General features: G+C 47.5%; 21 protein-coding genes and 9 tRNA genes. 4 read left to right on the plus strand and 26 right to left on the minus strand.

Going from position 1 to position 26,597, the window contains the following annotated elements; genetic code table 11:
• The first annotated feature begins 130 nt into the window (after positions 1 to 130).
• Positions 131 to 643 (plus strand): helix-turn-helix transcriptional regulator, encoded by a 513-nt coding sequence (locus AKJ31_RS23630; protein ID WP_425425101.1) that lies wholly within the window; start codon positions 131 to 133, stop codon positions 641 to 643.
• A gap of 295 nt (positions 644 to 938) precedes the next feature.
• Here the strand turns inward: AKJ31_RS23630 and AKJ31_RS18415 are convergent.
• Positions 939 to 1,023: transfer RNA gene (locus AKJ31_RS18415), tRNA-Leu, on the minus strand.
• Between the two features lie 448 nt (positions 1,024 to 1,471).
• Between AKJ31_RS18415 and AKJ31_RS18420 the strand changes: the two genes are divergently transcribed.
• The 3 genes from AKJ31_RS18420 to AKJ31_RS18430 all read left to right on the plus strand — a co-directional run bounded on the left by AKJ31_RS18420 (position 1,472) and on the right by AKJ31_RS18430 (position 4,520).
• A complete protein-coding gene (locus tag AKJ31_RS18420) occupies positions 1,472 to 2,419 on the plus strand; it encodes a hypothetical protein (protein WP_053410544.1) in 948 nt (315 codons plus the stop codon).
• A 212-nt stretch (positions 2,420 to 2,631) separates the two neighbouring features.
• On the plus strand, positions 2,632 to 3,900 hold the full coding sequence (locus AKJ31_RS18425) for a DUF2254 domain-containing protein (RefSeq protein WP_053410545.1): 1,269 nt from the start codon (positions 2,632 to 2,634) through the stop codon (positions 3,898 to 3,900).
• Between the two features lie 143 nt (positions 3,901 to 4,043).
• On the plus strand, positions 4,044 to 4,520 hold the full coding sequence (locus tag AKJ31_RS18430) for an RDD family protein (RefSeq protein ID WP_053410546.1): 477 nt from the start codon (positions 4,044 to 4,046) through the stop codon (positions 4,518 to 4,520).
• 46 nt (positions 4,521 to 4,566) lie between these two features.
• On the opposite strand, the gene luxS is transcribed toward AKJ31_RS18430, so the two are convergent.
• The 25 genes from luxS to recX all read right to left on the minus strand — a co-directional run bounded on the left by luxS (position 4,567) and on the right by recX (position 26,525).
• Positions 4,567 to 5,085 (minus strand): S-ribosylhomocysteine lyase, encoded by a 519-nt coding sequence (gene luxS, locus AKJ31_RS18435; protein ID WP_053410547.1) that lies wholly within the window; start codon positions 5,083 to 5,085, stop codon positions 4,567 to 4,569.
• 23 nt (positions 5,086 to 5,108) lie between these two features.
• Complete coding sequence (locus AKJ31_RS18440; protein ID WP_053410548.1) at positions 5,109 to 5,705, minus strand: transglycosylase SLT domain-containing protein; 597 nt, start codon at positions 5,703 to 5,705, stop codon at positions 5,109 to 5,111.
• Positions 5,706 to 5,714: 9 nt separating this feature from the next.
• The gene (gshA, locus tag AKJ31_RS18445; protein WP_053410549.1) at positions 5,715 to 7,283 is read right to left on the minus strand and encodes a glutamate--cysteine ligase; all 1,569 of its coding nucleotides are present in this window, start codon (positions 7,281 to 7,283) and stop codon (positions 5,715 to 5,717) included.
• Positions 7,284 to 7,393: 110 nt separating this feature from the next.
• On the minus strand, positions 7,394 to 10,252 hold the full coding sequence (locus tag AKJ31_RS18450; protein ID WP_053410550.1) for a M16 family metallopeptidase: 2,859 nt from the start codon (positions 10,250 to 10,252) through the stop codon (positions 7,394 to 7,396).
• Between the two features lie 9 nt (positions 10,253 to 10,261).
• Positions 10,262 to 10,723 (minus strand): YqaA family protein, encoded by a 462-nt coding sequence (locus AKJ31_RS18455; RefSeq protein WP_053410551.1) that lies wholly within the window; start codon positions 10,721 to 10,723, stop codon positions 10,262 to 10,264.
• On the minus strand, positions 10,717 to 11,667 hold the full coding sequence (locus tag AKJ31_RS18460; protein WP_053410552.1) for an NADP-dependent oxidoreductase: 951 nt from the start codon (positions 11,665 to 11,667) through the stop codon (positions 10,717 to 10,719). The genes AKJ31_RS18455 and AKJ31_RS18460 overlap by 7 nt, the downstream gene beginning before the upstream one ends.
• 101 nt (positions 11,668 to 11,768) lie before the next feature.
• Complete coding sequence (locus tag AKJ31_RS18465; protein ID WP_053410553.1) at positions 11,769 to 12,899, minus strand: sodium ion-translocating decarboxylase subunit beta; 1,131 nt, start codon at positions 12,897 to 12,899, stop codon at positions 11,769 to 11,771.
• A 9-nt stretch (positions 12,900 to 12,908) separates the two neighbouring features.
• The gene (oadA, locus tag AKJ31_RS18470) at positions 12,909 to 14,684 is read right to left on the minus strand and encodes a sodium-extruding oxaloacetate decarboxylase subunit alpha (protein WP_053410554.1); all 1,776 of its coding nucleotides are present in this window, start codon (positions 14,682 to 14,684) and stop codon (positions 12,909 to 12,911) included.
• Between the two features lie 33 nt (positions 14,685 to 14,717).
• A complete protein-coding gene (locus tag AKJ31_RS18475) occupies positions 14,718 to 14,975 on the minus strand; it encodes an oxaloacetate decarboxylase subunit gamma (RefSeq protein ID WP_053410555.1) in 258 nt (85 codons plus the stop codon).
• A gap of 443 nt (positions 14,976 to 15,418) precedes the next feature.
• A tRNA-Arg gene (locus AKJ31_RS18480) sits at positions 15,419 to 15,495 on the minus strand.
• A gap of 49 nt (positions 15,496 to 15,544) precedes the next feature.
• Positions 15,545 to 15,621: transfer RNA gene (locus AKJ31_RS18485), tRNA-Arg, on the minus strand.
• A gap of 42 nt (positions 15,622 to 15,663) precedes the next feature.
• Positions 15,664 to 15,740 (minus strand) — tRNA-Arg (locus AKJ31_RS18490).
• A 49-nt stretch (positions 15,741 to 15,789) separates the two neighbouring features.
• Positions 15,790 to 15,866, minus strand: a tRNA-Arg gene (locus AKJ31_RS18495).
• 42 nt (positions 15,867 to 15,908) lie between these two features.
• Positions 15,909 to 15,985, minus strand: a tRNA-Arg gene (locus AKJ31_RS18500).
• Between the two features lie 67 nt (positions 15,986 to 16,052).
• Positions 16,053 to 16,145 (minus strand) — tRNA-Ser (locus tag AKJ31_RS18505).
• A gap of 25 nt (positions 16,146 to 16,170) precedes the next feature.
• A tRNA-Arg gene (locus tag AKJ31_RS18510) sits at positions 16,171 to 16,247 on the minus strand.
• A gap of 63 nt (positions 16,248 to 16,310) precedes the next feature.
• A tRNA-Ser gene (locus tag AKJ31_RS18515) sits at positions 16,311 to 16,403 on the minus strand.
• A 184-nt stretch (positions 16,404 to 16,587) separates the two neighbouring features.
• On the minus strand, positions 16,588 to 16,785 hold the full coding sequence (gene csrA, locus AKJ31_RS18520) for a carbon storage regulator CsrA (protein ID WP_004415691.1): 198 nt from the start codon (positions 16,783 to 16,785) through the stop codon (positions 16,588 to 16,590).
• A gap of 92 nt (positions 16,786 to 16,877) precedes the next feature.
• The gene (locus tag AKJ31_RS18525) at positions 16,878 to 18,065 is read right to left on the minus strand and encodes an aspartate kinase (protein WP_053410556.1); all 1,188 of its coding nucleotides are present in this window, start codon (positions 18,063 to 18,065) and stop codon (positions 16,878 to 16,880) included.
• A gap of 197 nt (positions 18,066 to 18,262) precedes the next feature.
• Complete coding sequence (gene alaS / locus AKJ31_RS18530; RefSeq protein WP_053410557.1) at positions 18,263 to 20,845, minus strand: alanine--tRNA ligase; 2,583 nt, start codon at positions 20,843 to 20,845, stop codon at positions 18,263 to 18,265.
• Between the two features lie 307 nt (positions 20,846 to 21,152).
• Positions 21,153 to 21,908, minus strand: a complete 756-nt coding sequence (cobA, locus tag AKJ31_RS18535) for a uroporphyrinogen-III C-methyltransferase (RefSeq protein ID WP_053410558.1) — start codon at positions 21,906 to 21,908, stop codon at positions 21,153 to 21,155.
• An 80-nt stretch (positions 21,909 to 21,988) separates the two neighbouring features.
• Complete coding sequence (locus AKJ31_RS18540; RefSeq protein ID WP_053410559.1) at positions 21,989 to 22,834, minus strand: formate/nitrite transporter family protein; 846 nt, start codon at positions 22,832 to 22,834, stop codon at positions 21,989 to 21,991.
• Between the two features lie 112 nt (positions 22,835 to 22,946).
• A complete protein-coding gene (gene nirD, locus AKJ31_RS18545; protein ID WP_053410560.1) occupies positions 22,947 to 23,270 on the minus strand; it encodes a nitrite reductase small subunit NirD in 324 nt (107 codons plus the stop codon).
• A 13-nt stretch (positions 23,271 to 23,283) separates the two neighbouring features.
• Entirely contained in the window at positions 23,284 to 25,839 is a 2,556-nt protein-coding gene (gene nirB / locus AKJ31_RS18550; RefSeq protein ID WP_053410561.1) for a nitrite reductase large subunit NirB, read from the minus strand.
• A 230-nt stretch (positions 25,840 to 26,069) separates the two neighbouring features.
• Positions 26,070 to 26,525, minus strand: a complete 456-nt coding sequence (gene recX, locus AKJ31_RS18555; protein WP_053410562.1) for a recombination regulator RecX — start codon at positions 26,523 to 26,525, stop codon at positions 26,070 to 26,072.
• Positions 26,526 to 26,597: the final 72 nt, after the last annotated feature.

Raw genomic sequence — 26,597 nt, forward strand, 5'->3', positions numbered from 1 at the left:
GCGTTATCATATAGTCTCAATTCAAGGCGCTGTAGGGTATATCTCTTATATCGGAAATGTAATAAAAGTTCCTAATAATGGATGTATTCTTATTCCTAAAAACAGCTTAGTTAACTGCGCAATTGTACCTATGAATGGATGTAATTTTTATATAAGAGTTTACAGGATTCAAAGAGTACGACGAGACATATTCTTAAAAATAAACTTTGAGAGCATCTCTGCATTAACCGAAGTTGAAAGTTCAAATTTATTTTCAAAGTCAGTTTTAATAGATGCTCTGCATGAGAAAATTTGCCAGTCTCTATCTAACGAAAGTCGGATATCTGATTGCTCTTACTCTGGAAAAGTCTATAGTGTTATTCGAAAAGACTTATGTAGGCGTTGGGAGCTTGAAGATATATGTTGTATTCTTTATTTATCTAAAACAACTTTATATAGAAGGCTAAAGGAAGAAAATACTTCTCTTTCACAACTCCTTACTACTGCAAGGATGGCCAAAGCTGCACATCTACTAAAACATAGCTATTTGTCTATTTCTTCCATATCGGACAAATGCGGGTTCAACAGCACCTCGTATTTCTGCAAAAAGTTCAAAGACGCATATGGTTTTCCTCCAAAAGTGTACCGTACTCTAGATGATTAATTAGCCCACCTTTCAATAATTATGCAACCTCACACCCATTATATTACGCTTCATTTAGTGAGCGTTCTTCCTCGTTACTCTTTAATACCGGATAGCTTTAAGCGTCTTGAGTTCGTTGACTTTAAAAATCTTTAATAGGGATAAATTTTAGACCAAAGCACTGAATGAAACGACGAGGTTCTAACGTTGCCTTAATGACAGCAATCTGGGTGACATGAAGGCATGTGGGGTAATAGTGTGATAAGCGCAGATACGAAAAAGCCCCGACTTTCGTCGAGGCTTTATCGTTTAAATATGGTACCGGTGGGCGGACTTGAACCGCCACGCCCGAAGGCAACGGATTTTGAATCCGTCGTGTATACCAATTTCACCACACCGGCATCTTGGACTAACGTCCTTTGATGTTTGGCATTATACGTAACCGTTCGCTTCACGCAAGTGCAAAAGTCTGAAATACATATTGTTTGCTGATAAATTCGCCACAAAGCAGCTATAAAAGCAATTTACGCCTAGCAATCAGTGCCAATGTTCCTTAGTGGAGCCTGAATTGTGTCAACATTGGTGTCGTCATCCGAGTAACGAAACAAACCATCCGACACAATCACTCTTCTCAATAGGTTCTACTGGCTTATCTAATCGACGCTGAATAAATCCGCTTAAGACAAAAGTTGCAGCAGAATAAAACTGACCATCTGTGGCTGAAAGTCATGCACAGCATTGCCTAGCGCGGATTAAATAAAATTTAAACGTGAACAAGATCCCTTGCCTTACTCTATGACAAACCAGTACTATTGAATGAATTGTCCGCACTTTAAATATTGATTAGTCATGAAAATTAAAAACTGGTGTTGTGTCGTGCTAGGTGGTCTTTCTTTTAACGCATTCAGTGCGGTTGAACTATTGGACGCCGAATTGCTTGCCAAAAAGAACATCGATAATAAATACCAAGTTTATAACTCCGAAATTGAGCTTAAGCAGTTGTACGATGAAGCAGATGTTTCTCACTACAACATTGAGAGTGTCTCAAACTCGCTTGATGCCACGTTAAACAATTTTCAGATCATCGCCGAGTCGGTAAAAAAGACCATGGGCGAGAACTCAGAAATCAATAACAACTCACTCAATCGCCTTTCTGAAAGCATCAACAGCTACAACGCCGACCTTGCTAAACTGGTCGAAGAGCGTAACAAGTATGTTGAATTGCAAAACAAGATTCAGACAACTGAAGCGAGAAAGGTAGCGGAAGACAGTGCGAGAGAAGAAGAGCTGGATACCCTACGTGATTCAATCATCGCGCGTCTGAAAAAAGAAGCCATCGAAGTAAAAACGGTAAACTTTACTGGCTCCACGAAGTGTAAAAGTGTCGAAGCGCCAGCGGCGTGTTTAAAACGTAAACAAGACCTACTTGTTGAAGACCACATGCGTGCGGTGAGCAATGGTTTTCGAGTGCAAGACACCAAAGTTCAGGATGCCAGCCTAAACCTTGAAGGTATCCTAAGCTACAACATCAAAGTGGATTATGTGATTCCTTTCTCTGCTGACCACATCAAAGAGATCAACAACCAATTAGGCATAGACTCTATCAATCTCAAACTAACTTCTAACGTCGATGCCTCATACTCGATTAACGGCATCAAAGTCGGCAGCGGTAAAGAGCTAATGATCAAAGATAAATTCAGCGGAAAAGTGGTCATCAAAGCAAATTACAACGACTACACCCAGTCGAGCATTGAAGACTTAAGTGAGAAAAGCGAGTTCTACTACCCGTTTCAATAAGATTTAAGCTCAGTTCAATCAGCGGCTTTGATACTTAATCAGTATCAAAGCCGTTTTTGTTTCAACGTGACGCTCATCAAGCCAAAGCAGATAACCTGACTCTTTCTTCTATATCTCATTGTTGAACAAAGCATTTCATCTATGCTTAAACAATGATAACCATACTTCCCGGCATCAACTTAGCTGACTTGGTTAACGATAGGAGAACACATATGACGGGGTCTAAATGGCAGTGGCTACTTTCTCAAATGACGCGCAAACTCTGGTTTCGAACTTCCTTGTTTGCTTTGCTTGCGGTCGTTACTGCGCTGTTATCGATTGCACTCAACCAAGTGATTACCCTGCCCGCTTCCTTCAACGTCAGCATTGAGCTACTCGATAACATTCTTAATATCCTTGCCACAACGATGCTCGCGGTCACAACCTTCTCTCTGAACATTATGGTGTCCGCTTACAGTGCGGCCAGCGCAGGGGTAACCCCCAGAGCTACCAAGTTATTAATGGAAGACAGCACTACGCAAAATGTACTCGCGACTTTTATTGGTTCTTTCTTATTTAGCCTGGTTGGTATTATTGCGCTCGGCATCGGCGCTTACCACGAGCAAGGACGGATTTACCTCTTCCTTGTCACCATGGTGGTGGTGGTAATGATCGTGTTGACCTTGTTACGCTGGATTCAGCATTTGTCGGTTCTCGGGCGGGTCAGTGAAACCACGGCCAATGTTGAGCAGGCTCTACTAGATGCAATTCAAAAGCGCGGAGAATCTCCTTGGTTGGGCGCGCATCCTTGGAGTCACCCTGAGAGTAAACCAAGAGATAGTAAACCGATTAATAGCCCTGAGATTGGTTACTTACAGCATGTCGACATGCACCATTTGAATAAGCTCGCTCAGGACAACCAGTGCTCGATATACCTTGCTCGCCAGCCGGGAAGCTTTGTCTACTTAGGGCAGCCTCTCGCCTGGGTATGTGGCGAGTTGCCTGACGAAAATGAACTGACCAACGCGTTTACCATTCGTCCAGAGCGTTCGTACGATCAAGACCCACGCTTTGGCCTAGTTGTGATGGCAGAAATTGCCTCACGTGCGCTCTCTCCAGCAGTCAACGACAATGGCACTGCTATTGATGTAATTGGTCGTTCGGTGCGGGCGTTGTCGCTGTGGGGAGAGTTACTGGCAGAGCCACCTAAGAAAACACAATTTCCGGGCTTATTTGTTCCGGCGCTCAACTGTCAGGATTTGTTTGACGACGTTTTTCTGCCGATCGCGCACGATGGCGCCGGGCAACTACAAGTCCAGATTCGTTTGCAGAAAGCCTTGTTCGCGCTAGCCAGTATGCATCCAAAGTTATTCGCTACGCCCGCGTTAAAACTTTCAGGGAAAGCACTGGAGCTCGCTCTCACCCAGCACTATACGGAAGACGAAAAGTCTCAGTTGTCTCAACTAGCGCACCAAGTTGCCGATAAAAGCCAGAAAGGATAGATACCAGCTTGAGCAAAAGCCTGAAAAGCCGCGGCTTTGCTGTTAAAATGCCCTCAAGTTAACAAGCTGTGCGCGTGGTCTCTTTTCACGGCCAAAGCGAAGCTTTATCCTGACGCCTACTTAAATTTGGGTAACGAACCACTATGTCTACGACCGACTCTCTGCCACCAGCAGGTTTGATGCGCCGCTTGGGTGCTCTTTTTTACGATTGCCTTATCGTGATCGCGATTGAAATGATGGCTGCCGGCGTTGTTATTGCCGTCCTGCACGCGCTATTGGCCATGGGCGTATTTAGCGTTGCTCCTTATGCAGACGTCAGTGACTTACTCACTAATCATCCGTTTTGGAGCCCTGTGTATACGCTGTACCTAGCCGTGGTATGGATTTATTTCTTTGTATTTTTCTGGACGCGAGCAGGACAAACGCTGGGTATGCGAGCGTGGAAGATCCAAGTCAGAAACGCAGACGGCTCGCCAATCTCTGCTACCCAAGCCTTGATTCGTTTGGCGACTTCAGGATTTGGCTTAGCTAACCTGACAGTACCATTTGACCCGAAGAAGCGTGGCTTTCATGATATTTGGGCGAAAACACAAGTGGTCGTGTTACCAAAAGTGAGATAAAGAAAAAGGAAGGCATCGCCTTCCTTTTTTAATGAATTGATTTTGCTTAGTCGATTCGCAGTTCTTTCAGCATCTCTTCTGGTAGTGCCAGCTCATCATTCTTGTTGACGCTGATTCCAGCGGCAATGATGGTTTGTGCAATTTGCTTTGCTTCATCCAATGAATGCATTGCTGCTGTGCCACACTGATATTCATTCAGCTCTGGAATCTTGTTTTGGCTTTCCACTTTCAGTACGTCTTGCATCGCTGCAAGCCAAGCGTCCGCCACTTGCTGTTCCGTTGGCGTACCGATCAAGCTCATGTAAAAACCCGTACGACAACCCATTGGTGAGATATCAATAATCTCAACACTCTCACCGTTAAGGTGATTACGCATAAAGCCTGCGTACAAGTGCTCCAAGGTGTGGATACCTTTCTCTGAAAGAATGTCTTTGTTTGGCGCGGTAAAACGCAAATCAAACACAGTAATGGTATCCCCTTTTGGGGTGGTCATGGTTTTTGCCACACGTACCGCAGGCGCATGCATACGAGTGTGGTCAACAGTAAAGCTATCTAATAACGGCATTATCCCTCTCCTATCCAGCTGGTTTAAAACCACCAGCTTTGGTTATCTTCCAGTTCTTGTCGGCACTGTTTCAGTTGCCAACCATAGTCCTTTGCTTGCTGCTCGACCTTTCGAGCAACCCTGATCAATGAAGGTTTGGATTGGTAGCTTTTGCGTTTAAAGCCGCCTCTTCCCTCATGATAGGCTAAATACTGATTGTAAGGGTCCCACTTAGAGACGCCTAATTGCTTTTGCGTTTCGCTAGTATACCAACCAATAAAGGCGAGCGAATCAGCAAAATCGCTACGCGAGCCACCGTGGTCTGTGGCGGTTTGGAAATCTTCCCACGCAGGGTCTTGCGCTTGTGCATAGCCATACGCACTGCTCACTCGTCCCCATGGAATAAATCCCAACACATAATCTTTGGGCGGGCGCGCATCATGGCGAAAGGCACTTTCTTGTTTTACAAATGCCATCGCTACTTGAATCGGCGTACCCCAGTCTTCTTGCATCTCTTTCGCATCACCATACCAGTCGGGCTTTTCACGAAAGATCTCACACAGGTTACTTTGATTATTAGGCGGCGACGTCGCACAGCCGCCTAATATGATGGTCGCGAGAATGACAGCTAAGGCTCGCACAACGAGACCTTACGCTTTTAAGTAAGCAAAGTAGTCGTCAAGGAACTCATCAAAGCTCAATGTATCTGCGGCTTCTACCGCTGCTTGAGCTTCTCTTGAGCGAACCACTTCCGCTTCCATTTCCGCTTCACTGTAAGTGCGATACTGGTGAGTGAGGTGCTGTTCACGGTATTGCTTGCCGAACTCGCAGCCCACTTTACCCAATCCACCTAATCGTTTGGTGTCTTCGAGTAGTTGGCCTGAAATCGTCAGCTCAGGGTTATCAATCCAAGACAGCAGTTTAAAGCATACTTTTTGGTATTCTTCGTTACCGTTTGCTTGATCCATCTGCTCGGCAATTTGTACTAGCTCGACAAAAACGCGCTTCGCCCACGCTTGCAGCGTCAGGACTTCACCTTTACAACCGATTTGTAGCTCAAGGCCTGGCTTGCGCCCTTCTACGATCACTTTGTTCCAGTTATCACGCCAGCACGATTGCTCGCAGAAATCCATCGGCTCTGAATCGCTTAATGCCGCCCACGCCAAGAACAGATCTAAGAAGCGCACTTGATCTTCGTTGATACCAACAGCGCTGTAAGGGTTGACGTCCAGAGAGCGTACTTCAATGTACTCAACACCGCCACGAGCCAAGGCTTCAGACGGTTTCTCGCCAGATTTCGCCACGCGTTTCGGGCGAATCGGCGCGTACAACTCATTCTCAATTTGCAGTACGTTACTGTTTAGTTGGCGATATTCGCCATCGACTTTAACACCGATCTCAGCAAACTCTTCCGATGGGGTGCGAATCGCAGTATTCAAGCCTGTTAGGTACTCATCTAGGCTGTTGAATCCGATCTTCAGCGCGCTTTGTGCACTGTTGGTGTAACCCAAGTCACTCAAACGAAGAGACGTCGCGTAAGGCAGGTATAACGTGCCACCGATGCTCTCAAACGGCAGTTTGGTATCACGACCTTGAATAAACGACGAACACAGCGCTGGCGACGCACCAAAGAAATAGGGGATCAACCAACCGAAGCGGTAGTAATTTCGGATCAAACCAAAGTACTCTTCTGACTTCGCCGTTTGACGCTCCTGCTCTGATTGCTGTCCAAACAACTGATCCCAAAACGTCTCTGGGAACGAGAAGTTAAAGTGAACACCAGAGATAATTTGCATCAAACTGCCATAACGGCGTTTCAGACCTTCGCGGTATAGCGTCTTCATTTTGCCCGAGTTGGACGTACCGTATTGAGCCAAATTAATGTCGTCTTCACTACCAACGTAACACGGCATCGAAAGCGGCCACATTTTCTCGTCACCCAATTTGGTTTGAGTAAAGTGATGAATATCTTCCAACTGCGCTTTGAGAGTACCGATGTCTTTAGAGACAGGAGTAATAAACTCGAGCAGTGATTCAGAAAAGTCGGTCGTTATCCAGCTGTTCGCATAAGCTGAACCCAGCTCGGTTGGGTGGGGGGTGGTAGCGAGATTTCCGTCCAGTTCGTAGCGCAGAGTTTCGCGCTCTACACCACGACCAAAGGAGGTAAATACTTCTGGGTTTTGTGCAACTCGCTCTAGTCGCGCAGCAAAATCAGTCAAAATGGTGGTTCGCTTATGTCAATTGGTCCGGCTAACGCCGAACTCGGCTAAATTGATGAATAAAGAGTGATTCGCATCACTCTTTCTCGTAGCTTTATGTTATGTGTACTCTAACGGATGATTTCAAGCTCTTCTACGGGGATCTGCAAACTTTCTAACTGAGGTTTTAGACTTTTCGCATCACCAACAACGATGATTTGGTAATCTTCCGGCGTAAACCACTTCTGAGCAAGCTCGTCTAGGGTCGATTTACTCACCGTCTCAACAATGTCATTACGTTGCTTAAGGTAGTCTTCGTCCAAGCTGTAGGACAGAATACTACTAAGCAACATACTTTTCTGTGAAGGCGTTTCATACTTCAGAGCATCTTGTTGACCGACCGCCAAGCGTAAAAATTTCATTTCATCGTCAGTCATGCCACTTTGGCTATATTGTTGCAGCTCTTTTTCGATCTCTTTGATTGAAGCAATCGTCGAATCTGCACGCACCTGTGCTGAAAACACAATTGCCCCTACTTCGCGGTTTGCGGCTAAGTAACCACTTGCACCATAGGTGTAACCTTTGTCTTCACGTAGATTAAGGTTAATCCGGCTGTTAAAGTTTCCGGCTAGGTTAAAGTTGGCTAACTGAGTCAGATACGTTTCGCCTGTCGCATCAAACGGCAATCCTTGACGCACAAAGCGAACGATACTTTGTGGCGCTCCCGGCTTGTCGACTAAGTAGATTTTTTGATCCTTCAGTGGCGTCACAACTTGGGGGCGCAACAACGGTGCTTCTTTCCCTTTCCAGTTTTCGATAAACGCTAATTCACTTTTGATCTGACGAGTAGAGACATCACCGACGACGACAATTTGTGCCCCTTGCGGCGTGTAGTGTTTCTTATAGAAAGATTTCACGTCAGCCAACGTCAAACCGCTGATCGACTTTTCCGTGCCATCATTGGAACGTTGGTAAATCGAACCCGCAAACAACACGCTACGAGTCGCTTGCGAGGCTAACCAACTCGGTTTTTGGTGTTGGTACACTACACCTTCCAGCATTTGCTTTTGGATTCGGTCAAAGTCTTGCTGTTTAAATGCTGGTTCAAACAGAATCTCTTCCACAATCGCTAGGGTTTCAGGCAGGTATTTGTCTAGACTAGAAATCGATATGCTGGTCGTGTAGTTACCCGCGTCAATCGATACCGTACTGCCTAGCTTATCCAACTCGCCTTGCAACTGTTCAACGCTCGACTTCAACGTACCTTCTTGCATCAGCATTGCCGTCATGTTCGCTAGGCCTTCTTTGCCTTTCGCCACATAACGCTCACCCGCAGGCAAGCGAATGCTGATTTGTACTGTTGGCGTTTCAGAACTTACTGCACCCAGTAGTTCCGCGCCGTTATCAAAGTAACGTCGGTACAACGGCGGCATTTCTGCTTTGACGGCCTGAGCGACCTGCGGCATCACTGAACGGTCAAAGTCATCTTCTGCAATCCGGTATTGGAGATCTTCTTCGCTGGTTTCTACGTATTCAGGTAACGTCCGTGGTGGCGTGGTAAAGGTCGCTGGTGCGACGGCAAAGTCCGTCTTACCTTGCGGAACTACGCTTAATGTCACTTTGTGATGACCATTAATGAAATCTTTATAAACCTGCATGACAGACTCAGGGGTTACCGCCTTAATCTGCTCTAGCTGTGTTTGCAATCGGTCAGGATGACCATAAAACGTCTGGTTAGACGCCAGTTGTGAAACTTTACCTTTGACACTTTGCAGCGCAAATACAGCATTGGCTTCTGACATGCCAGTGATTTGATCCAAACGCTCTTGTTGAACGCCTTGTTTTTCAAAGTCATTCAGCACTTGCATCATTTCTTGGTAGAGCGGCTTCAACTTGCCTTGCTCACCCGAAGGCGCCATCGCATAAACATAGAAGTTACACGCGAGTTCAGCACAATCATGGAAGACGCCAGCATCCACTGCTTTTTGCGTTTTCACCAATTTTTGGTAAAGCAGACCATTCGCGCCACCGCCTAGCACATTCGCCAGCGCGTTGAATGACGCTTGGGTGTCATCACCGCGGTAGGTGGTTGGCCAGCCGACCAAAACCATCGGTTGCTGTATTCGGTCTTCGAGTGTGATGTAACGGTCTTCGTTTAATGTCGCAGGCTGTTTAGGCGCTTTCTCGACTTTCGGCCCAGCTGGAATCGAACCGAAGTATTTGCTGACCCATTCGAGCGTCTGCTCAACATCGATATCACCACCAATCGTAAGCACCGCATTATTTGGTCCATACCAACGGAGGAAGAACGCTTTCAGGTCGTTGACGTTGACGCGGTCCAAGTCTTCTACGTAGCCGATGGTTTGCCATGAATAAGGATGACCCTCTGGGTACATCGCTTCGCTCATTTTCTCCCACATCAGACCATACGGACGGTTATCGTAGTTTTGAGCTCGTTCGTTTTTCACCGTATCGCGCTGAATTTCAAATTTACGCTGCGATACTGCATCCAGTAAAAACCCCATGCGGTCAGACTCAAGCCAAAGCATTTTTTCGAGCTGATTCGAAGGCACGGTTTCAAAGTAATTGGTGCGATCTCGGTTGGTCGTACCGTTGAGAGACCCACCTGCTTCGGTGATCAACTTAAAGTGCTCTTGGTCACCCACGTGTTCACTGCCTTGGAACATCATATGTTCAAAGAAGTGGGCAAAGCCTGACTTGCCGATTTCTTCTCGCGCAGACCCGACGTGATAAGTCACATCGACGTGCACCAAAGGATCGGAATCGTCAGGAGAAAGTATCACGGTCAAACCGTTATCTAACTGATATTTCGAGTAAGGGATCATCGCCTTACCCGGCTGCGCGTTGACTTCTTCAACTAACGTCACGCCATCAGGCAGCGCAGAGAAAAGGGAAACATTCGAAAGGTCGTTACTAGAACAACCGTAGAGGGCGACGAGAGAAAACGCACCAAGCCAGATTTTTCTCATGACATATCCTTAGAAAAAACCAAAATATATGGCAGCAAGTAAGCTGTATCGGAAGGCTTTCCCCACAAGGATAAGCCATAAACACGGCCAGAATCGCATACGAAGCCAACCTGCGGCCAAACATAAAGGGTCACCGATAATAGGCAACCAACTGAAAAAAAGAGACCAGTAGCCATATTTACTAAGCCACTGCTTAGCTCTATGACCTTGATTTTCGTTATGAGTTCGATTGGGTAACCACCAGCCAAGCCAGTAGTTGGTCAAACCACCTAGGGTGTTCCCCAAAGTGGCAACAAGAATAACGGTAAAAACCGAGTATTGATTGAGGCTCAGCGTCGCCACCAAGCCAGCTTCAGAACCACCAGGAAGTAAGGTGGCACTCAAAAAGCCCGTGAGTGACAATACCCACAAGGCGGAATCAGAAAACCACAGCGCTATCGACTGAAATGCGGAATTAAACGCCTCTAGCATTGCATATCAAGCAACACTTTGCCTCGCGTGTGGCCAGTTTCAATCTGATGGTGCGCTTCAACTGCTTTATCCATTGGGTAGACTTTGAAAATCTCAGTCTTCAGCAAACCAACGCTCACCATATAGATCAGGGTATCGAGCTGTTGCGGATTCGGGTCAACCAACATACCCGTAGCTTCAAAGCCAAGCAGTTTTGCTTTCTCACAGATAAGCTCTGCACTCAGAGTTGGAATGGTAACTACGGTCGCACCATCTTTTAGGCACTTGAGCGCGTCTAAAGCGGCGTCCCCGCCGACCAAATCAATCAGCACGTCTGCGTCAGTCACACGTTCAGACACGGGTGAGAATTTATAATTAATTGCGTGCGCGCCCAACGTCGCCATGTAATCTAGGTTAACGTCACTGCAAGTAGTAAACACTTCGGCTTTGGCCGCCACTGCCACTTGCACCGCGATATGCCCTACGCCGCCAGCACCCGCTAAAATCAGGACGCGCTGACCTTCCTTTACGCCTCCTTTGTCTAACGCTTGCACTGCGGTTTGTCCGGCAAGTGGAAGCGCCGCCGCCGCTTCTAAAGTAATGGAATCTGGTACTAAGCTCAGCTCACTTTCAGGCACACACACATACTGGCTATAGCCGCCACCTTGCAGTGGAAAGCCGATAAAGCCCGCGACATTCTGCCCGGCATTAAACCGTTCGCAGCCCTCACCGCACGCGACAACCTGTCCAGAAATATCGTAACCCGGTACCCACGGTAATTTGTCTTTGTTTTGCGAGGCTGCCCAGCCGAGGCCTGCACGCGTTTTTACATCGATAGGGTTAACACCCGCAAAGGCCACTTTAACCAACACCTCTCCAGGCTGCGGAGTAGGAACTTCTGCGGATTGAATGGCTAATACTTCCGGTTCACCAAACTGTGTAATAACGATTTGTTTGTTTTCCATTTCAACGTTTCCCGATCGATAAAAAAAGGGATGCGATAGCATCCCTTTGAATATATACCAATTCTTTTGGTCAAGTTAACAACTTACTCTCAAATTGACCATTAATTTACCAGTGCTAGCAAAATACCCGCTGCAACCGCAGAGCCAAGTACCCCGGCAACGTTCGGTCCCATTGCGTGCATCAGTAGGAAGTTTTGTGGGTTAGCGTCTAAGCCCACTTTGTTCACCACTCGCGCAGCCATAGGAACCGCAGAGACCCCTGCTGCACCGATCAATGGGTTGATGTCTTCTTTTGAGAACTTGTTCAATAGCTTCGCCATCAACACACCACCGGCGGTACCGATACTGAATGCGACTGCGCCCAGAGCCAAGATACCCAGCGTTTCAATGTTCAAGAACTCATCGGCTTGTAGCTTTGAACCAACACCTAGACCCAAGAAGATGGTGACGATATTGATCAGCTCGTTTTGAGCCGTTTTCGACAGACGATCGACCACACCAGCTTCACGCATCAAGTTACCGAGACAGAACATACCAACGAGCGGTGTTGCTGCAGGCAGGAAGAGTATCGTCATTAACAATACCGCTAACGGGAACAGAATTTTCTCCGCTTTGCCTACGTGACGCAATTGAGCCATCTGGATTTTACGTTCTTCCGGAGAGGTCAGCGCTTTCATAATTGGCGGTTGGATGATCGGAACCAAGGCCATGTAGCTGTATGCCGCAACCGCGATAGCACCTAACAAGTCTGGAGACAATTGGCTGGCAAGGAAGATCGCCGTCGGGCCATCTGCACCACCGATGATCGCAATCGACGCCGCGTCCGCCATGGAGAACTCCATGCCCGGTACATAGTTTAGTAAGATCGCACCGAATAGAGTGGCGAAAATACCAAACTGTGCCGCAGCGCCTAGCCACAATGTTTTTGGGTTAGCAATCAGCGCACCGAAGTCCGTCATCGCCCCGACGCCCATGAAAATAAGCAGCGGGAAAATACCAGACTCAATCCCTACGTAATAAACGTAGTAAAGCAGACCACCAGGCTCGGTAAACCCCGCATTTGGGATGTTCGCTAGGATGGCACCAAAACCGATTGGCAACAGCAGCAAGGGCTCAAAGCCCTTACGAATGGCCAAAAACAGCAGTAGACAGCCGACCAAAATCATACAGATTTGGCCAAACTCGAAGTTAGCGATCCCTGTTTCTGACCAAAGGGTCATTAATCCTTCCATGATACTCCCTTACGCAAGACTCAATAGTGGAGCGCCTACAGTCACGGCATCGCCTTCTTTAACGTGAAGATCCTGAACAATACCACCACGTGCGGCACGTACTTCCGTTTCCATCTTCATCGCTTCAAGGATCAGAAGCACATCGCCTTCTTCCACTTGAACACCGCTTTGCACGTTCACTTTGAAGATGTTGCCAGCAAGTGGTGCCGGAACGGTTTCAGAGTCACCCGCAGGTGCTGCCGCCGCTTGTGGTTGGCTTGATTTCGCTGGAGCAACCGAGGTCAATTGACCTTGAGGGCCGACTTCCACATCGTAGACTTGGCCGTCGACTTTAACGCTATACGTTTCAATACCACCTTGCGCAGGCTGAGCTACAGCAGCTGGTGCCGCTTCCTCTTTACTTGGTGCAGGTTCGAACGCGTCAGGGTTACGACGGTTTTTCAGGAACTTAAGACCAACTTGTGGGAACAGTGCGTAAGTCAGCACGTCATCCACCGTATCTTCTGCCAACGAAATGCCTTCGTCTTTCGCTTTCGACAGAAGCTCTTCAGTCAGCGTGTTTAGCTCAGAAGTCAGCAGATCTGCAGGACGACACGTAATTGGCTCACCGCCATCCAGTACTTTCGCTTGCAACTCAGCATTGAGTTCTGCTGGCGCTGCACCGTACTCGCCTTTTAACACACCAGCAGTTTCTTTGGTGATGCTCTTGTAGCGTTCACCCGTCAATACGTTGATCACCGCCTGAGTACCCACAATCTGCGACGTTGGAGTCACGAGAGGGATAAAGCCTAAATCTTTACGAACACGTGGGATTTCTTCCAACACTTCGTCGATACGATCCGCCGCACCTTGCTCTTTAAGCTGGCTTTCCATGTTAGTTAGCATACCGCCCGGTACTTGCGCGATTAGAATTCGTGAATCGACACCTTTTAACTGACCTTCAAACTTCGCGTACTTTTTACGTACTTCGCGGAAGTAAGCCGCAATCGGCTCAAGCTGGTCTAAGTTAAGGTTGGTATCGCGTTCAGTGCCTTGTAGCATCGCGACCACGGTTTCCGTTGGGGTATGGCCGTAAGTACAGCTCATTGAAGAAATCGCGGTATCAAGAATATCAACACCCGCTTCAACAGCTTTGACCGCTGTCGCAGTCGATAGACCGGTTGTAGCGTGGCAGTGAAGCGCAAGAGGGATATCGGTAGACGACTTGATACGCGTGATCAGCTCTTCCGCTTCATACGGTTTAAGCAGACCAGACATATCTTTAATACATAAAGAGTGACAACCTAGGTCTTCTAGACGTTTTGCTAGATCAACCCAAGTCTCAGTATTGTGCACTGGACTGGTTGTGTAAGACAGCGTGCCTTGCGCATGTGCGCCAACATCTACCGCGGCTTTGACTGCTTTTTCAAAGTTACGCACGTCGTTCATTGCGTCAAAGATACGGAACACGTCCATACCGTTCGCGTGTGCACGCTCAACAAACTTCTCTACTACGTCATCAGCATAATGACGGTAACCTAAAAGATTCTGACCGCGCAGTAGCATTTGCATTGGGGTGTTCGGCATTGCTTTCTTAAGCTCACGCAGACGCTCCCATGGGTCTTCGCCTAAGAAACGAATACACGCGTCAAACGTCGCGCCGCCCCAAGTTTCTAGTGACCAGTATCCTACTTTATCGAGCTCAGCTGCGATAGGTAACATATCTTCAAGACGCATACGGGTTGCGAACAACGATTGATGGGCGTCACGAAGAACCACATCGGTTAAAGCTAGTGGTTTAGACATGCTCATTAACTCCTTTTAATCCATTTTCAAATGCTATTTAGCGGTAGAGGTACGATATTGGTGTACCGCAGCGGAAATTGCCGCGACTACCTTCGGGCTAACAGCAGAAGAGTTTGGTTGAACTTTATTATTTTGCTTTGGGGTAGCGATCGGCTCTGGTACTTCTTCGGGCACCAATTTTGACATCAGCCGAACGAGATAGACGAGAATAGTTAGGAATATAAATACAACGGCCATGCCCGTAAGCATTAGCGTCGCTGCATCTACTAGCAGGCTTCCAACATTTTCCATTTTAGCATCCTTTCTTTGTCATCCTGACAACTTAGGTAAGCAACCAATTGCACTATATTTGTATCCAAAGTGCTTCACTTACACCAGTTATATGCTGGTTTTCTTGCATCAGGAAGAACATTTGTGATCCCGACAAGAGGTCTAGGATTATCTCGATTGGTTAAACTTTGTCAATTTTGTTTAAAGCAGTCTTGACGATATTGCACATTTCTAGGGATGAATACGTCATACAAATAACATAAATCTGCCATGTCGCAATAAATAAGGATAAATAACTAGTGCTTTTTCGACACTATTCGAAAGTTAGTGTCAATAATGCGATATGGGTAATATTTCCTAAAATTATCTTTAAAAAACATCACCTTGTAATTGAGAGGTTACAAAAATGATAAAGAAGTGTTAATAAAAAAGCCCTACTATTTCTAGCAGGGCTTCTTGAAGAATGGCGCGCTCGGGAGGATTCGAACCTCCGACCGCCTGGTTCGTAGCCAGGTACTCTATCCAGCTGAGCTACGAGCGCGCAATGTTCGACACCGACATTATCGATATCAGGTCTGTGACCTAAAGAGTGGCGCGTCCTGGAGGATTCGAACCTCCGACCGCCTGGTTCGTAGCCAGGTACTCTATCCAGCTGAGCTAAGGACGCACGGGGTGTTCAATCAGTTATTCAACTCATCAAACTAAATTATGGCGCGCTCGGGAGGATTCGAACCTCCGACCGCCTGGTTCGTAGCCAGGTACTCTATCCAGCTGAGCTACGAGCGCGCAATGTTCGACATCGACATTATCGATATCAGGTCAATGACCTAAAGAGTGGCGCGTCCTGGAGGATTCGAACCTCCGACCGCCTGGTTCGTAGCCAGGTACTCTATCCAGCTGAGCTAAGGACGCACGGGGTGTTCAATCAGTTATTCAACTCATTAAACTAAATAATGGCGCGCTCGGGAGGATTCGAACCTCCGACCGCCTGGTTCGTAGCCAGGTACTCTATCCAGCTGAGCTACGAGCGCGCAAGGTTGTGAAGTATATCACAAAAGTTTTCGCTTAAAACAAAAAAATTGACCAAAGGCCAATTAATGGCGGTGAGGGAGGGATTCGAACCCTCGATACGGCTACAAACCGTATACTCCCTTAGCAGGGGAGCGCCTTCAGCCTCTCGGCCACCTCACCGTTTTATTCCCTGGTAAGGAAATTATGGCGCGTCCTGGAGGATTCGAACCTCCGACCGCCTGGTTCGTAGCCAGGTACTCTATCCAGCTGAGCTAAGGACGCGTAATGCCTATTCTTTCACGAGGAAAGTTGTTTTAAGCGATGCTCCGAAGAGCGTTGCAAGAATGGCGGTGAGGGAGGGATTCGAACCCTCGATACGGCTACAAACCGTATACTCCCTTAGCAGGGGAGCGCCTTCAGCCTCTCGGCCACCTCACCGTCTTGCGGAGGCACATATTACGATTTACCGAAAATATGTCAAACATTTTCTTGGCAAAAATAGCAAAAAGTCTTCCAACCGTTGGCTATTTAATCAAAGCGGTGCTAATTCGCTCTTTTCGTAAAAAATATAGGCCTTTAGATAGCAAAAAGGCTGACAAAAACTGTCAGCCTCTCTCTGTAATTAGTAGTTGCCAGATGCAACGTTACCATTACCTTTTTCTGCCTGAATGCGCATGTAGATTTCTTCACGGTGTACAGAAACTTCTTTCGGAGCGTTAACACCGATACGTACTTGGTTACCTTTAACACCTAGTACTGTTACTGTTACTTCGTCACCGATCATAAGAGTTTCGCCAACGCGGCGAGTTAAAATTAGCATTCTGTGCTCCTTGAGTAATCTCTGATTTATCTTGCTACTAGGTTATTATCCAACAAAAGTTATATTTTCGTAAACTCTATTCTTGAGCCAAACTAGCCTAAAAAGGCGTGTTTTTGTTGGCAATCGTGTGCCTGTGCAGAAGTGATGTACGCATCATGCAGTATGTTAGCCGCTTTGTCGACACTATCAGGTGGCAACACGAGCATGAGCGACTGTGGATTCACCGCAAAATGCTGAACCTCGATATCTTGCTCCGATAGCAAACTATAAGATTCTTGAATCAATCCTTCGACCAATAGACCAACTGTCGTCAGTAGGCTGACCATTTCACTATTGCGGATTTTTTCACCAAACACCAGTTCCAACTTGGCATAAGCGTCGTGTTTTATTACGACACCTACCCATTCTGTCTGCTCGATCACATTCCAGATAGTGATACCAAGCATTTGGCACTGTTTTTCTAATCCACAGAGAGACTCTTTTTCAACTTTAATCAAACACATATCGCGCTGAATTGCCACACCGCATACGGCATTCTGGCATTCATCACCTTTGACTAGGCTGCCATTATTGTCATCAAACGTTGAGAGTACACGCAGTGGTACGTTGTGGCGCCATGCGTATTGGACTGACGGCAAGTGCAGGACTTTTGCCCCTTTGCGTGCCATTTCTTCCATTGAAGGGAAATCAATCACTTCAAGTTTCTTTGCTGTTGGAACAACTCGCGGGTCACATGTGTAGATGCCGTCAACGTCAGTGAAAATTTGGCATTCATCCGCTTTTAATGCGCCTGCCAACGTTACTGCACTGGTATCCGATCCACCTCGTCCTAGCGTAGTGATATCCCCATTTTCATTGATACCTTGAAAGCCAGCGACAATCACCACTTGGTCTTGTGCTAACAGCTCTTCAATCGTTGATGTATCAATATCTTTAATCGTTGCGTCATTGTGTTGATTGTCTGTCACAATGTTCGCTTGTGCTCCGGTAAGTGAACGTGCAGCATAACCCAGTTTGTTGAGGGTCATTGCCAGCAGTGCCATCGATACTTGTTCACCAGCAGAGAGCAAAACATCAAGTTCTCGCGCAGTTGGCACACTGTCTACTTGCTTTGCCAACTCCATTAATCGGTTTGTTTCGCCAGACATTGCAGAAACAACTACGACAACCTGATTGCCATCATTCTTCGCCTTAATGATGTGTTCGGCTACTTTGTGGATTCTTTCTACTGAACCCACAGAGGTTCCGCCAAACTTTTGCACGATAAGGGGCTTTTTCACCAGTCTTCACCTTCCCAAGACCAAAGTCTCATTCGGACCGCATTCAATCGATTGAATAATGTTTGCGGTAGTTATAACAAAAACCAAGTGGCTTAACTGCTCTGATTAAAACATCAGCAATTAAACCACTTGGTCAATAGAAAAAAATTACGCCCAATCAAAAAATTGATTGAGCGTATGATTTTATATAGTCAGTGTTATAGGCGTTCTTCTAGCCATGGTTGTACTGACTGGATTGCTTCTGGAAGCGCTCCAACGTCGGTACCACCTGCTTGTGCCATGTCTGGACGACCGCCGCCCTTGCCACCTACTTGCTCAGCAACCATCTTCACGAGGTCACCTGCTTTTACTTTGCCAGTCAGATCTTTCGTTACACCCGCGATCAGGCCAACTTTCTCACCAGTAACGTTGGCAAGCAGTACAACACCACTACCCATTTGGTTCTTGATGTCATCAACCATAGTACGTAGGTTCTTGCTGTCCGCGCCATCAAGAGCCGCAACCAACACTTTTACGCCGTTGATTTCTTGCGCTTTACCCATGATGTTTGCACTTTCAGCGGCTGCGATCTTGTCTTTCAGCTTCTGCACTTCTTTCTCAAGTGATTTCGCTTTCTGCGCTGATTCCGCCAGTTTCTCTTCGAATTTAGCTTGTTGCGCTTCAATAGCATCCAGTGCCGCTTCGCCCGTCACCGCTTCGATACGACGGATACCAGCCGCGATACCACCTTCAGAAGTGATCTTGAATAGACCGATATCACCCGTGTTTGAGGCGTGGATACCACCACAAAGCTCGGTAGAGAAATCGCCCATTGATAGTACGCGAACTTCGTCGTCGTACTTCTCACCGAATAGAGCCATCGCGCCTTTTTGTTTCGCCGACTCGATATCCATGATATTGGTTTCAATCACGTGGTTGCGACGAACTTGAGCATTCACTAGACGCTCAACTTCTTTCAGCTCTTCTGCCGTTACCGCTTCTAGGTGTGAGAAGTCGAAACGTAGGTTTTCAGGCTTCACTAGCGAGCCTTTCTGCGTGACGTGCTCACCCAAAACTTGACGCAGTGCCGCGTGAAGCAGGTGAGTTGCAGAGTGGTTTAGAGAGATTGCCGCACGACGCTGAGCATCAACTAGTGCTTCAACATCATCGCCTTTAGCTAATACGCCTTCCGCTAGAACACCGTGGTGCGCGATCGCGTTACCCAGCTTTTGCGTATCTTCTACTTTGAATAGGCCTGACTGCGTTTTCAGTACGCCGGTATCACCACACTGACCACCTGACTCCGCGTAGAATGGCGTTTCGCCAAGAATAACAATCGCTTTGTCACCCGCAGACAGAGATTCCACTTCTTCGCCTTCGACAAACATTGCTGCTACTGCACTGTTGCCTGCAGTTGCTGCATAGCCGCAGAATTCACTCTGTGCGTCTGTTTTGATCGCTGCGTTGTAGTCAGTGCCAAATTGGCCTGCTTCACGAGCGCGCTGACGCTGCTGTTCCATTGCTCTTTCGAAGCCAGCTTCGTCAATAGTAAATTCACGTTCACGAGCGACATCGTTGGTCAGGTCTGCAGGGAAACCGTACGTGTCGTAAAGTTTAAACACGGTTTCGCCGTCTAGCTCTTTGCCTTCTAGGCTGTCTAGCGCTTCGTTCAGAATCGCCATACCGCGCTCTAGAGTGCGACCAAAGTTTTCTTCTTCAATACGTAGAACTTTTTCAACCACCGCTTGTTGTTTCTTCAGTTCTTCACCAGCGGTACCCATAACCTCAGCCAATACGCCAACCAGCTTATGGAAGAATGCGCCTTGTGCACCTAGCTTGTTACCGTGACGAACTGCGCGGCGAATAATACGACGTAGAACATAACCACGACCTTCATTTGATGGCATTACGCCGTCAACGATTAGGAACGCACATGAACGAATGTGGTCAGCGATTACACGTAGAGATTGGTTAGATAGGTCTTCGTAGCCAATAACGTCAGCCGCTGCCTTGATTAGCTTTTGGAATACGTCGATTTCGTAGTTTGAGTGTACGCCCTGCATGATCGCAGAAATACGCTCAATACCCATGCCTGTATCTACCGATGGTTTTGGCAGTGGTTCCATGGTGCCGTCTGCGTGACGGTTGAACTGCATGAATACGTTGTTCCAGATTTCGATGAAACGGTCACCGTCTTCTTCAGGTGTACCAGGGCGGCCGCCCCAAATGTGTTCACCGTGGTCGTAGAAGATTTCAGTACATGGACCACAAGGACCAGTGTCACCCATCTGCCAGAAGTTATCTGACTCGTAAGGTTTACCGCCTTCTTTGTCACCAATGCGAACGATACGGTCCGCAGGTACACCGATTTTCTTGTTCCAGATATCAAACGCTTCGTCGTCTGTCTCGTATACCGTCACAAGTAGACGGTCCGCTGGTAGTTGCAGAACTTCGGTCAAAAACTCCCAAGCAAACGCAATCGCGTCTTCTTTGAAGTAGTCACCAAAGCTGAAGTTACCCAGCATTTCAAAGAAAGTATGGTGGCGAGCAGTAAAGCCAACGTTTTCTAAGTCGTTGTGTTTACCACCAGCACGTACACAGCGTTGGGCCGTAGTTGCTCGAGTGTAGGCGCGTTTTTCTAAACCTAAGAAACAATCTTTAAATTGGTTCATACCTGCGTTGGTGAATAGCAGGGTTGGGTCGTTATGCGGTACTAACGATGAACTTTCTACGATTTGGTGTCCTTTGCTTTCAAAGAACTTGAGGAACGCGTTACGAACCTCATCAGTGCTCATGTACATGCAGCTCTTCCTGAAAATAGTCGAGTTAGAATTTTGCCGTATTGTAGATCAAGCAATCAGCTACGACTAGTTTTCTTGTAGAAAATACCGCACTAAGAGTAAATATCGCGTCAAATCAAAATATAAGCGTTTTAGCCTGCCGTGGAGCCAAGCAAATTACGCAAATTGATTAAGCTGGTAGCAGGCGAGATGTGCTGAAAATCATCAGCAATGGGCGAAAGAATAGAATGCAAACCGTGCTTTAGTCGGCGCAGAAACCAAAACCGCCCGTGAGCGCCAGTTTGCATTGGGGACACATGTCAGAAAGCTAGAACCACTTAAGTTTGTGATGCAGTGATGTCACACTGCCAACCACAATTAACGCAGGGCTGACAGCTTGTGTAGCCAACTCCGAAAGCTCACTCAATTTACCTGTTAATACACGCTGTTCACGACGGGTACCGTTTTCGATAATCGCACACGGCATCTGTTGATCAATACCATTGCTCATCAGCTGCTGCTCGATGTAACCACTTTGCTTCAGCCCCATGTAGAACACTAAGGTATTGTTCGACTGCGCTAGCGAATGCCACTCAATCTCTCGGCCGTCTTTTTGAATATGACCAGTAATAAACTGTACGCTCTGTGCGTGATCACGGTGAGTCAGTGGAATACCCGCATATGCGGTCGCCCCCGCTGCGGCGGTAATACCTGGCACTACCTCAAAGTCGATATCGTGTTCGGCTAGCTCTTCTAGCTCTTCCCCACCTCGACCGAAGATAAACGAGTCACCGCCCTTTAGACGCACGACTTTGTTCCCTGCTAGCGCCTTATCCACCAGAATTTGATTAATTTGCTCTTGCGGAACACAGTGATAATCGAGCTTTTTACCCACGTAGATCATCTCCGCCTTAGTTGATGCCAAAGACAAGATCTCTGGAGAGACCAAACGATCGTACACCACCACATCCGCTTGCTGGATCACTCGATAGCCTTTTACGGTCAACAGATCCGGATCGCCCGGTCCAGCACCAACCAAAGAGACAAATCCGCGCGAAGTAGAAGGAGATGAATGTGCAGTCATAATGTCAACGCCTGTAGGTAAAGAAGTCGTTGTTCAAGCCACCAGTGTGGCTTGAACGAGGATTGTCGTGTTGGATGGTGTTATTTGCTCAGTTGTGGTTGTGCTGCAGTCGCAGAGCGGTTGCTCAATGCAGGTGCTGTCTTGGCGTGAGTCAAGTAAAGCGGAATACAAGTGAAGATCAGGCCGCCAACGATGTTGCCCAAAATAGTCGGGATCAAGTTGAAGTTCAGCCAAGTCGCAATACCGAAATCCGCGCCTAACATCATGCCCAACGGGAACAAGAACATGTTCACCACCGTGTGCTCGAATACCAAAGCAAAGAAGATAAAGATTGGTAGCCACATTGCCGCCACTTTGCCCACGACAGTGCGCGCCGTCATATTGCCGATCACACCAAGGCAGACCATCAAGTTACAAAAGATCGCACGGACAAAACAGGTAATCCAACCGTCAAAGCCAAGGTTTTCAAATCCAACCGTACGAGCAGTCGAGACTTTAATAAACGTTTGGCCAACTGCGTTTGGTTCAACGCTGAAGTTCATGGTAAGTGAGACTGCAATCAGCGCCGCAACAATCAATGAACCAATCAGGTTACCTAACCCAACCAATCCCCAACAGCGCAAAATACGTCCCCAAGTGATGCCTGGACGATTTTCAAATTTTGCCAGTGGCGCTAGACCAAATACCCCAGTGACCAAGTCGTAACCCATTAAGCTAAGGATACAGAAGCCAACCGGGAACACTAACGCGCCCACCAGACCAATCCCGGTTTGCGTGATCGCGGTGATCGCCACCACCACCGCTAGCGAAAGAATGATCCCCGCCATAGTGCCACGTAAGATCAGATCGCGAGTGCTGGTTTTTACTTTCGCCTCACCAATATCAATCATTGTTTGTACAAATTCTGCGGGTTTTAAATCCGACATATGCTTATCCCTACCAAAAAGTGAAATTAAAAAGTGAAGATTGAATAGTGAAAGGCTCGCTGCTTATTACTGTGGTAAACAGCAAGCCTTTAAGCTATTTAAACTCCAGCGGTTAAGCGGCGACCTCCACGGCCCCTTTCACCACACGCGCTTTATAGGCTTTGACGTTAAACTGCTCGTCTTCCATACATACGCCAGTGACAAGGTTAAAGCGCTGCTTTTTGAGTGGGCTCGCTACCCATAACTCACCTTGGTGCTGGCAGATTAAGCCGCGCGACAACACATTCGATTGGAAGTAAGGGTCGGTATTGCTAATCGCATACACTTCTTCCGTATCGGTTGGACGGAAAACAGCTACTTGCTGACCGTCAACCAGCGCACAAACTCCGGTTCCTGGAATGATGTCTTCGAGCTTGCAGACTTTTTGAAATGCCATGTGTGTTCTCCCGCTATACCGCATCTACATGAAGGATGTCGCCCTTCGCTTGTGGGTGTTTTTCTGTGAATGTGGCCGGACGATGCTGCTCACGTGCCGCAACAAAAACGACATTGTCATCGCGTTGGTCCGAGTTGATGAAGTGCGCAAAACGCTTGAGCTGATCTTGGTCGTTGATGGTGTCCGTCCATTCACAGCGGTACTCTGCAACCAATTTCGCCACGTCGGCTTCCAATTGCTCGTTAATGCCTAACTTGTCTTCCACAATCACTTGTCGCAAGTAGTCCACGCCGCCTTCCAAGTTTTCCATCCACACAGAAGTGCGTTGCAGTGGAGCTGCAGTACGGATGTAGAACATCATGAAGCGGTCGATGTATTTGATCAGCGTTTCTTGGTCTAGATCGCTAGCGAGCAGATCGGCATGGCGTGGTTTCATGCCACCGTTGCCACACACGTACATATTCCAACCAGCGTCAGTGGCGATGATGCCAAGGTCTTTGCCTTGCGCTTCCGCACATTCACGCGTACAGCCAGACACACCAAACTTCATCTTGTGGGGGGTACGAATACCTTTGTAGCGGTTCTCAATCATCACGCCTAAACCCACCGAGTCTTGAACCCCGTAGCGACACCATGTTGAACCGACACAAGTTTTCGCCATGCGGAGTGCTTTAGCATAGGCTTGACCAGTCTCGTAACCCGCTTCAATCAGCTTTTTCCAAATCTCCGGCAAGTCATCTTTCTGCGCGCCGAACAAACCAATACGCTGCGCACCAGTCACTTTTGTGTAGAGGTTGTACTCTGCGGCTACTTCCGCCAGCACCTTTAGCGCTTGCGGTGTTACTTCGCCACCAGCCATACGCGGGATCACTGAGTAAGTGCCGTCTTTTTGCATATTGCCGAGGAAGTTGTCGTTGGTGTCGTGAAGCTTGACTAACTCTGGCTTGAGGATATGTTCACCCCAGCATGACGCCAGAATTGAACCTGCAAGCGGCTTACACACTTCGCACCCGTAGCCTTGCCCATGCTTATCCAACAGTTCCTCAAAAGTCTTGATTTCTTCGATGCGGATCAGGTGGAATAGCTCTTGGCGCGAATATGCGAAGTGTTCACACACATCGTTTTTCACTTCGACACCCGCTTTAGCAAGTTCCGCGTTGAGAACGGAGGTCACCAATGGAATACAACCACCGCAACCGGTACCTGCGCCAGTGACGGCTTTGATATCACCGATGGTGTGGTGTCCGTCGGCGACGGCTTGAGCGATCTTGCCTTTGGTGACGTCGAAGCAAGAACAAATCACCGCAGTATCAGGCAGCGCGTCTGCGCCTAAGGTCGGTTTTTCTGCGCCGGCGTGTGCAGGAAGAATCAAACTGTCCGGATGCTCAGGCAGGTCAATTTCATTCAGCATCAGTTGCAGCAAGTCGCCATAGTCAGACGTATCGCCGACCATCACGGCACCCAGCAGCTTCTTGTTGTCTTGTGAAACAATCAGACGCTTATAGACCTCTTGCTCTTCGTTTTGATAAACGTAGCTCTTACAACCCGGTGTACGACCGTTCGCATCACCAATCGACCCGACTTTGACGCCCAGTAGTTTGAGCTTGGCCGACATATCAGCGCCTTCAAACTTGCTGTCATTGCCGAGTAGATGATCAACTGCTACCGTCGCCATTTTGTAGCCCGGAGCGACCAATCCGTAGAACATTTTGTTCCACGAAGCACATTCACCAATCGCGTAAATGTTCTTGTCAGTCGTTTGGCAAAAGTCGTTGATTTCAATACCACCGCGAGGTGCAATACCCAACCCCATCTGGCGAGCCAATTTATCTTGCGGACGAATCCCCGCAGAAAAGACAATAAAATCTGTCTCTAACTCACTACCATCCGCAAAGCGCATGACGTTACGTGCTGTTTTACCTTCTGCGACGATTTCGAGAGTGTTTTTGCTGGTGTGGACTTTAACCCCCATACGCTCGATCTTCTGGCGTAATTGGTCTCCACCTGCTTGGTCTAACTGTTCGGCCATCAATTTTGGCGCAAACTCAACCACGTGAGTCTCAACGCCCAGCGCTTTGAGTGCACCAGCTGCTTCTAAGCCCAGTAAGCCACCACCGATAACCACGCCACTTTGGCTCTTCTTAGCACACGCTTCGATCGATTTAAGGTCTTCAATGGTGCGGTAGACGAAGCAATCTTTGCTCTCATTGCCTTTAATCGGCGGTACAAATGGGTAAGAGCCAGTCGCGAGGATAAGTTTGTCGTAGTGAACTTCTCGACCGCTGCTCGAGTGAACGATCTGTTTTTCGCGGTTGATGTTAATCGCGCGCTCGCCGATCAAGACATTGATGCCGTGCTTGTCGTAGAAACCTTCTTTGACTAACGAGAGTTCGTCTGCGGTGTGATGAGAAAAATAAGATGAAAGGTGGACGCGGTCATAGGCGACGCGCGGTTCTTCGCAGAAGACGGTAATCTCGTACCGAGAAGCGTCCGTCTTCTCTACTAGGTCTTCGATATAACGGTGACCCACCATCCCGTTACCAACAACGACCAGCTTCAACTTGCTCATAATACTTCCTAAGGGTTAGGTATTTATCTGAGCCAATTGTTAATTGTGAAATAAAATTAATACATGATGTAAATCAATTACAATTTCAAACTACCCTAAAGGGGTAGATAAACGTTTTCCTTGTCTTTTACTGTTATTTATTTACAAAAACTTAAATAATTAGTAATTAAACTAGCACGAACATAGAGTTAAGTTTTTGAGGATTCAAAACCGTATTGCAGCCGCTACGTTTATTCTTTTCCGAGCGCATAAGCAATCTGTTCAAAGCTGTAGCCTCGGTACTGTAAAAAACGGACTTGTTTGGCGTACTCTTTCTGATCCTGTGCTTTCACCCCTTTGAATTTCTTCTCCGCGGCTTGTTTGGCTAACTCGAACCAATCCTGAGGCTCCTCCTCTAGCGCCAGTTCAATCACCGAATCAGCCACGCGCTTCTGGTTCAACTCTTGTCTGATACGTCGTTCGCCGTGGCCTTTATAAACATGCTGACGGATCTGGCTTTTCGCGTAGCGAAGATCATCCAGATAATTATGATCGAGACAAAAGTTCACCGCTTGCTGGATGTCGTCTTCGCCGTAGCCTTTTAAGGCCAGTTTCTGGTACAGCTCATATTCACCATGGTCCCGACGACTCAATAACTGCATCGCAGCTTCTTTACTAGAGAGTGTCGGCGGTTTGCGTTGAAACATCTTCGCTCCAGAGATTTTCCTTTGGTGTATATACAACAAAGCCCCGCATGTGCAGGGCTTCTCAAATTAGAA

This window comes from Vibrio hepatarius (genome assembly GCF_001274785.1).
In the GTDB taxonomy this organism is placed as follows: Bacteria; Pseudomonadota; Gammaproteobacteria; order Enterobacterales; family Vibrionaceae; genus Vibrio; species Vibrio hepatarius.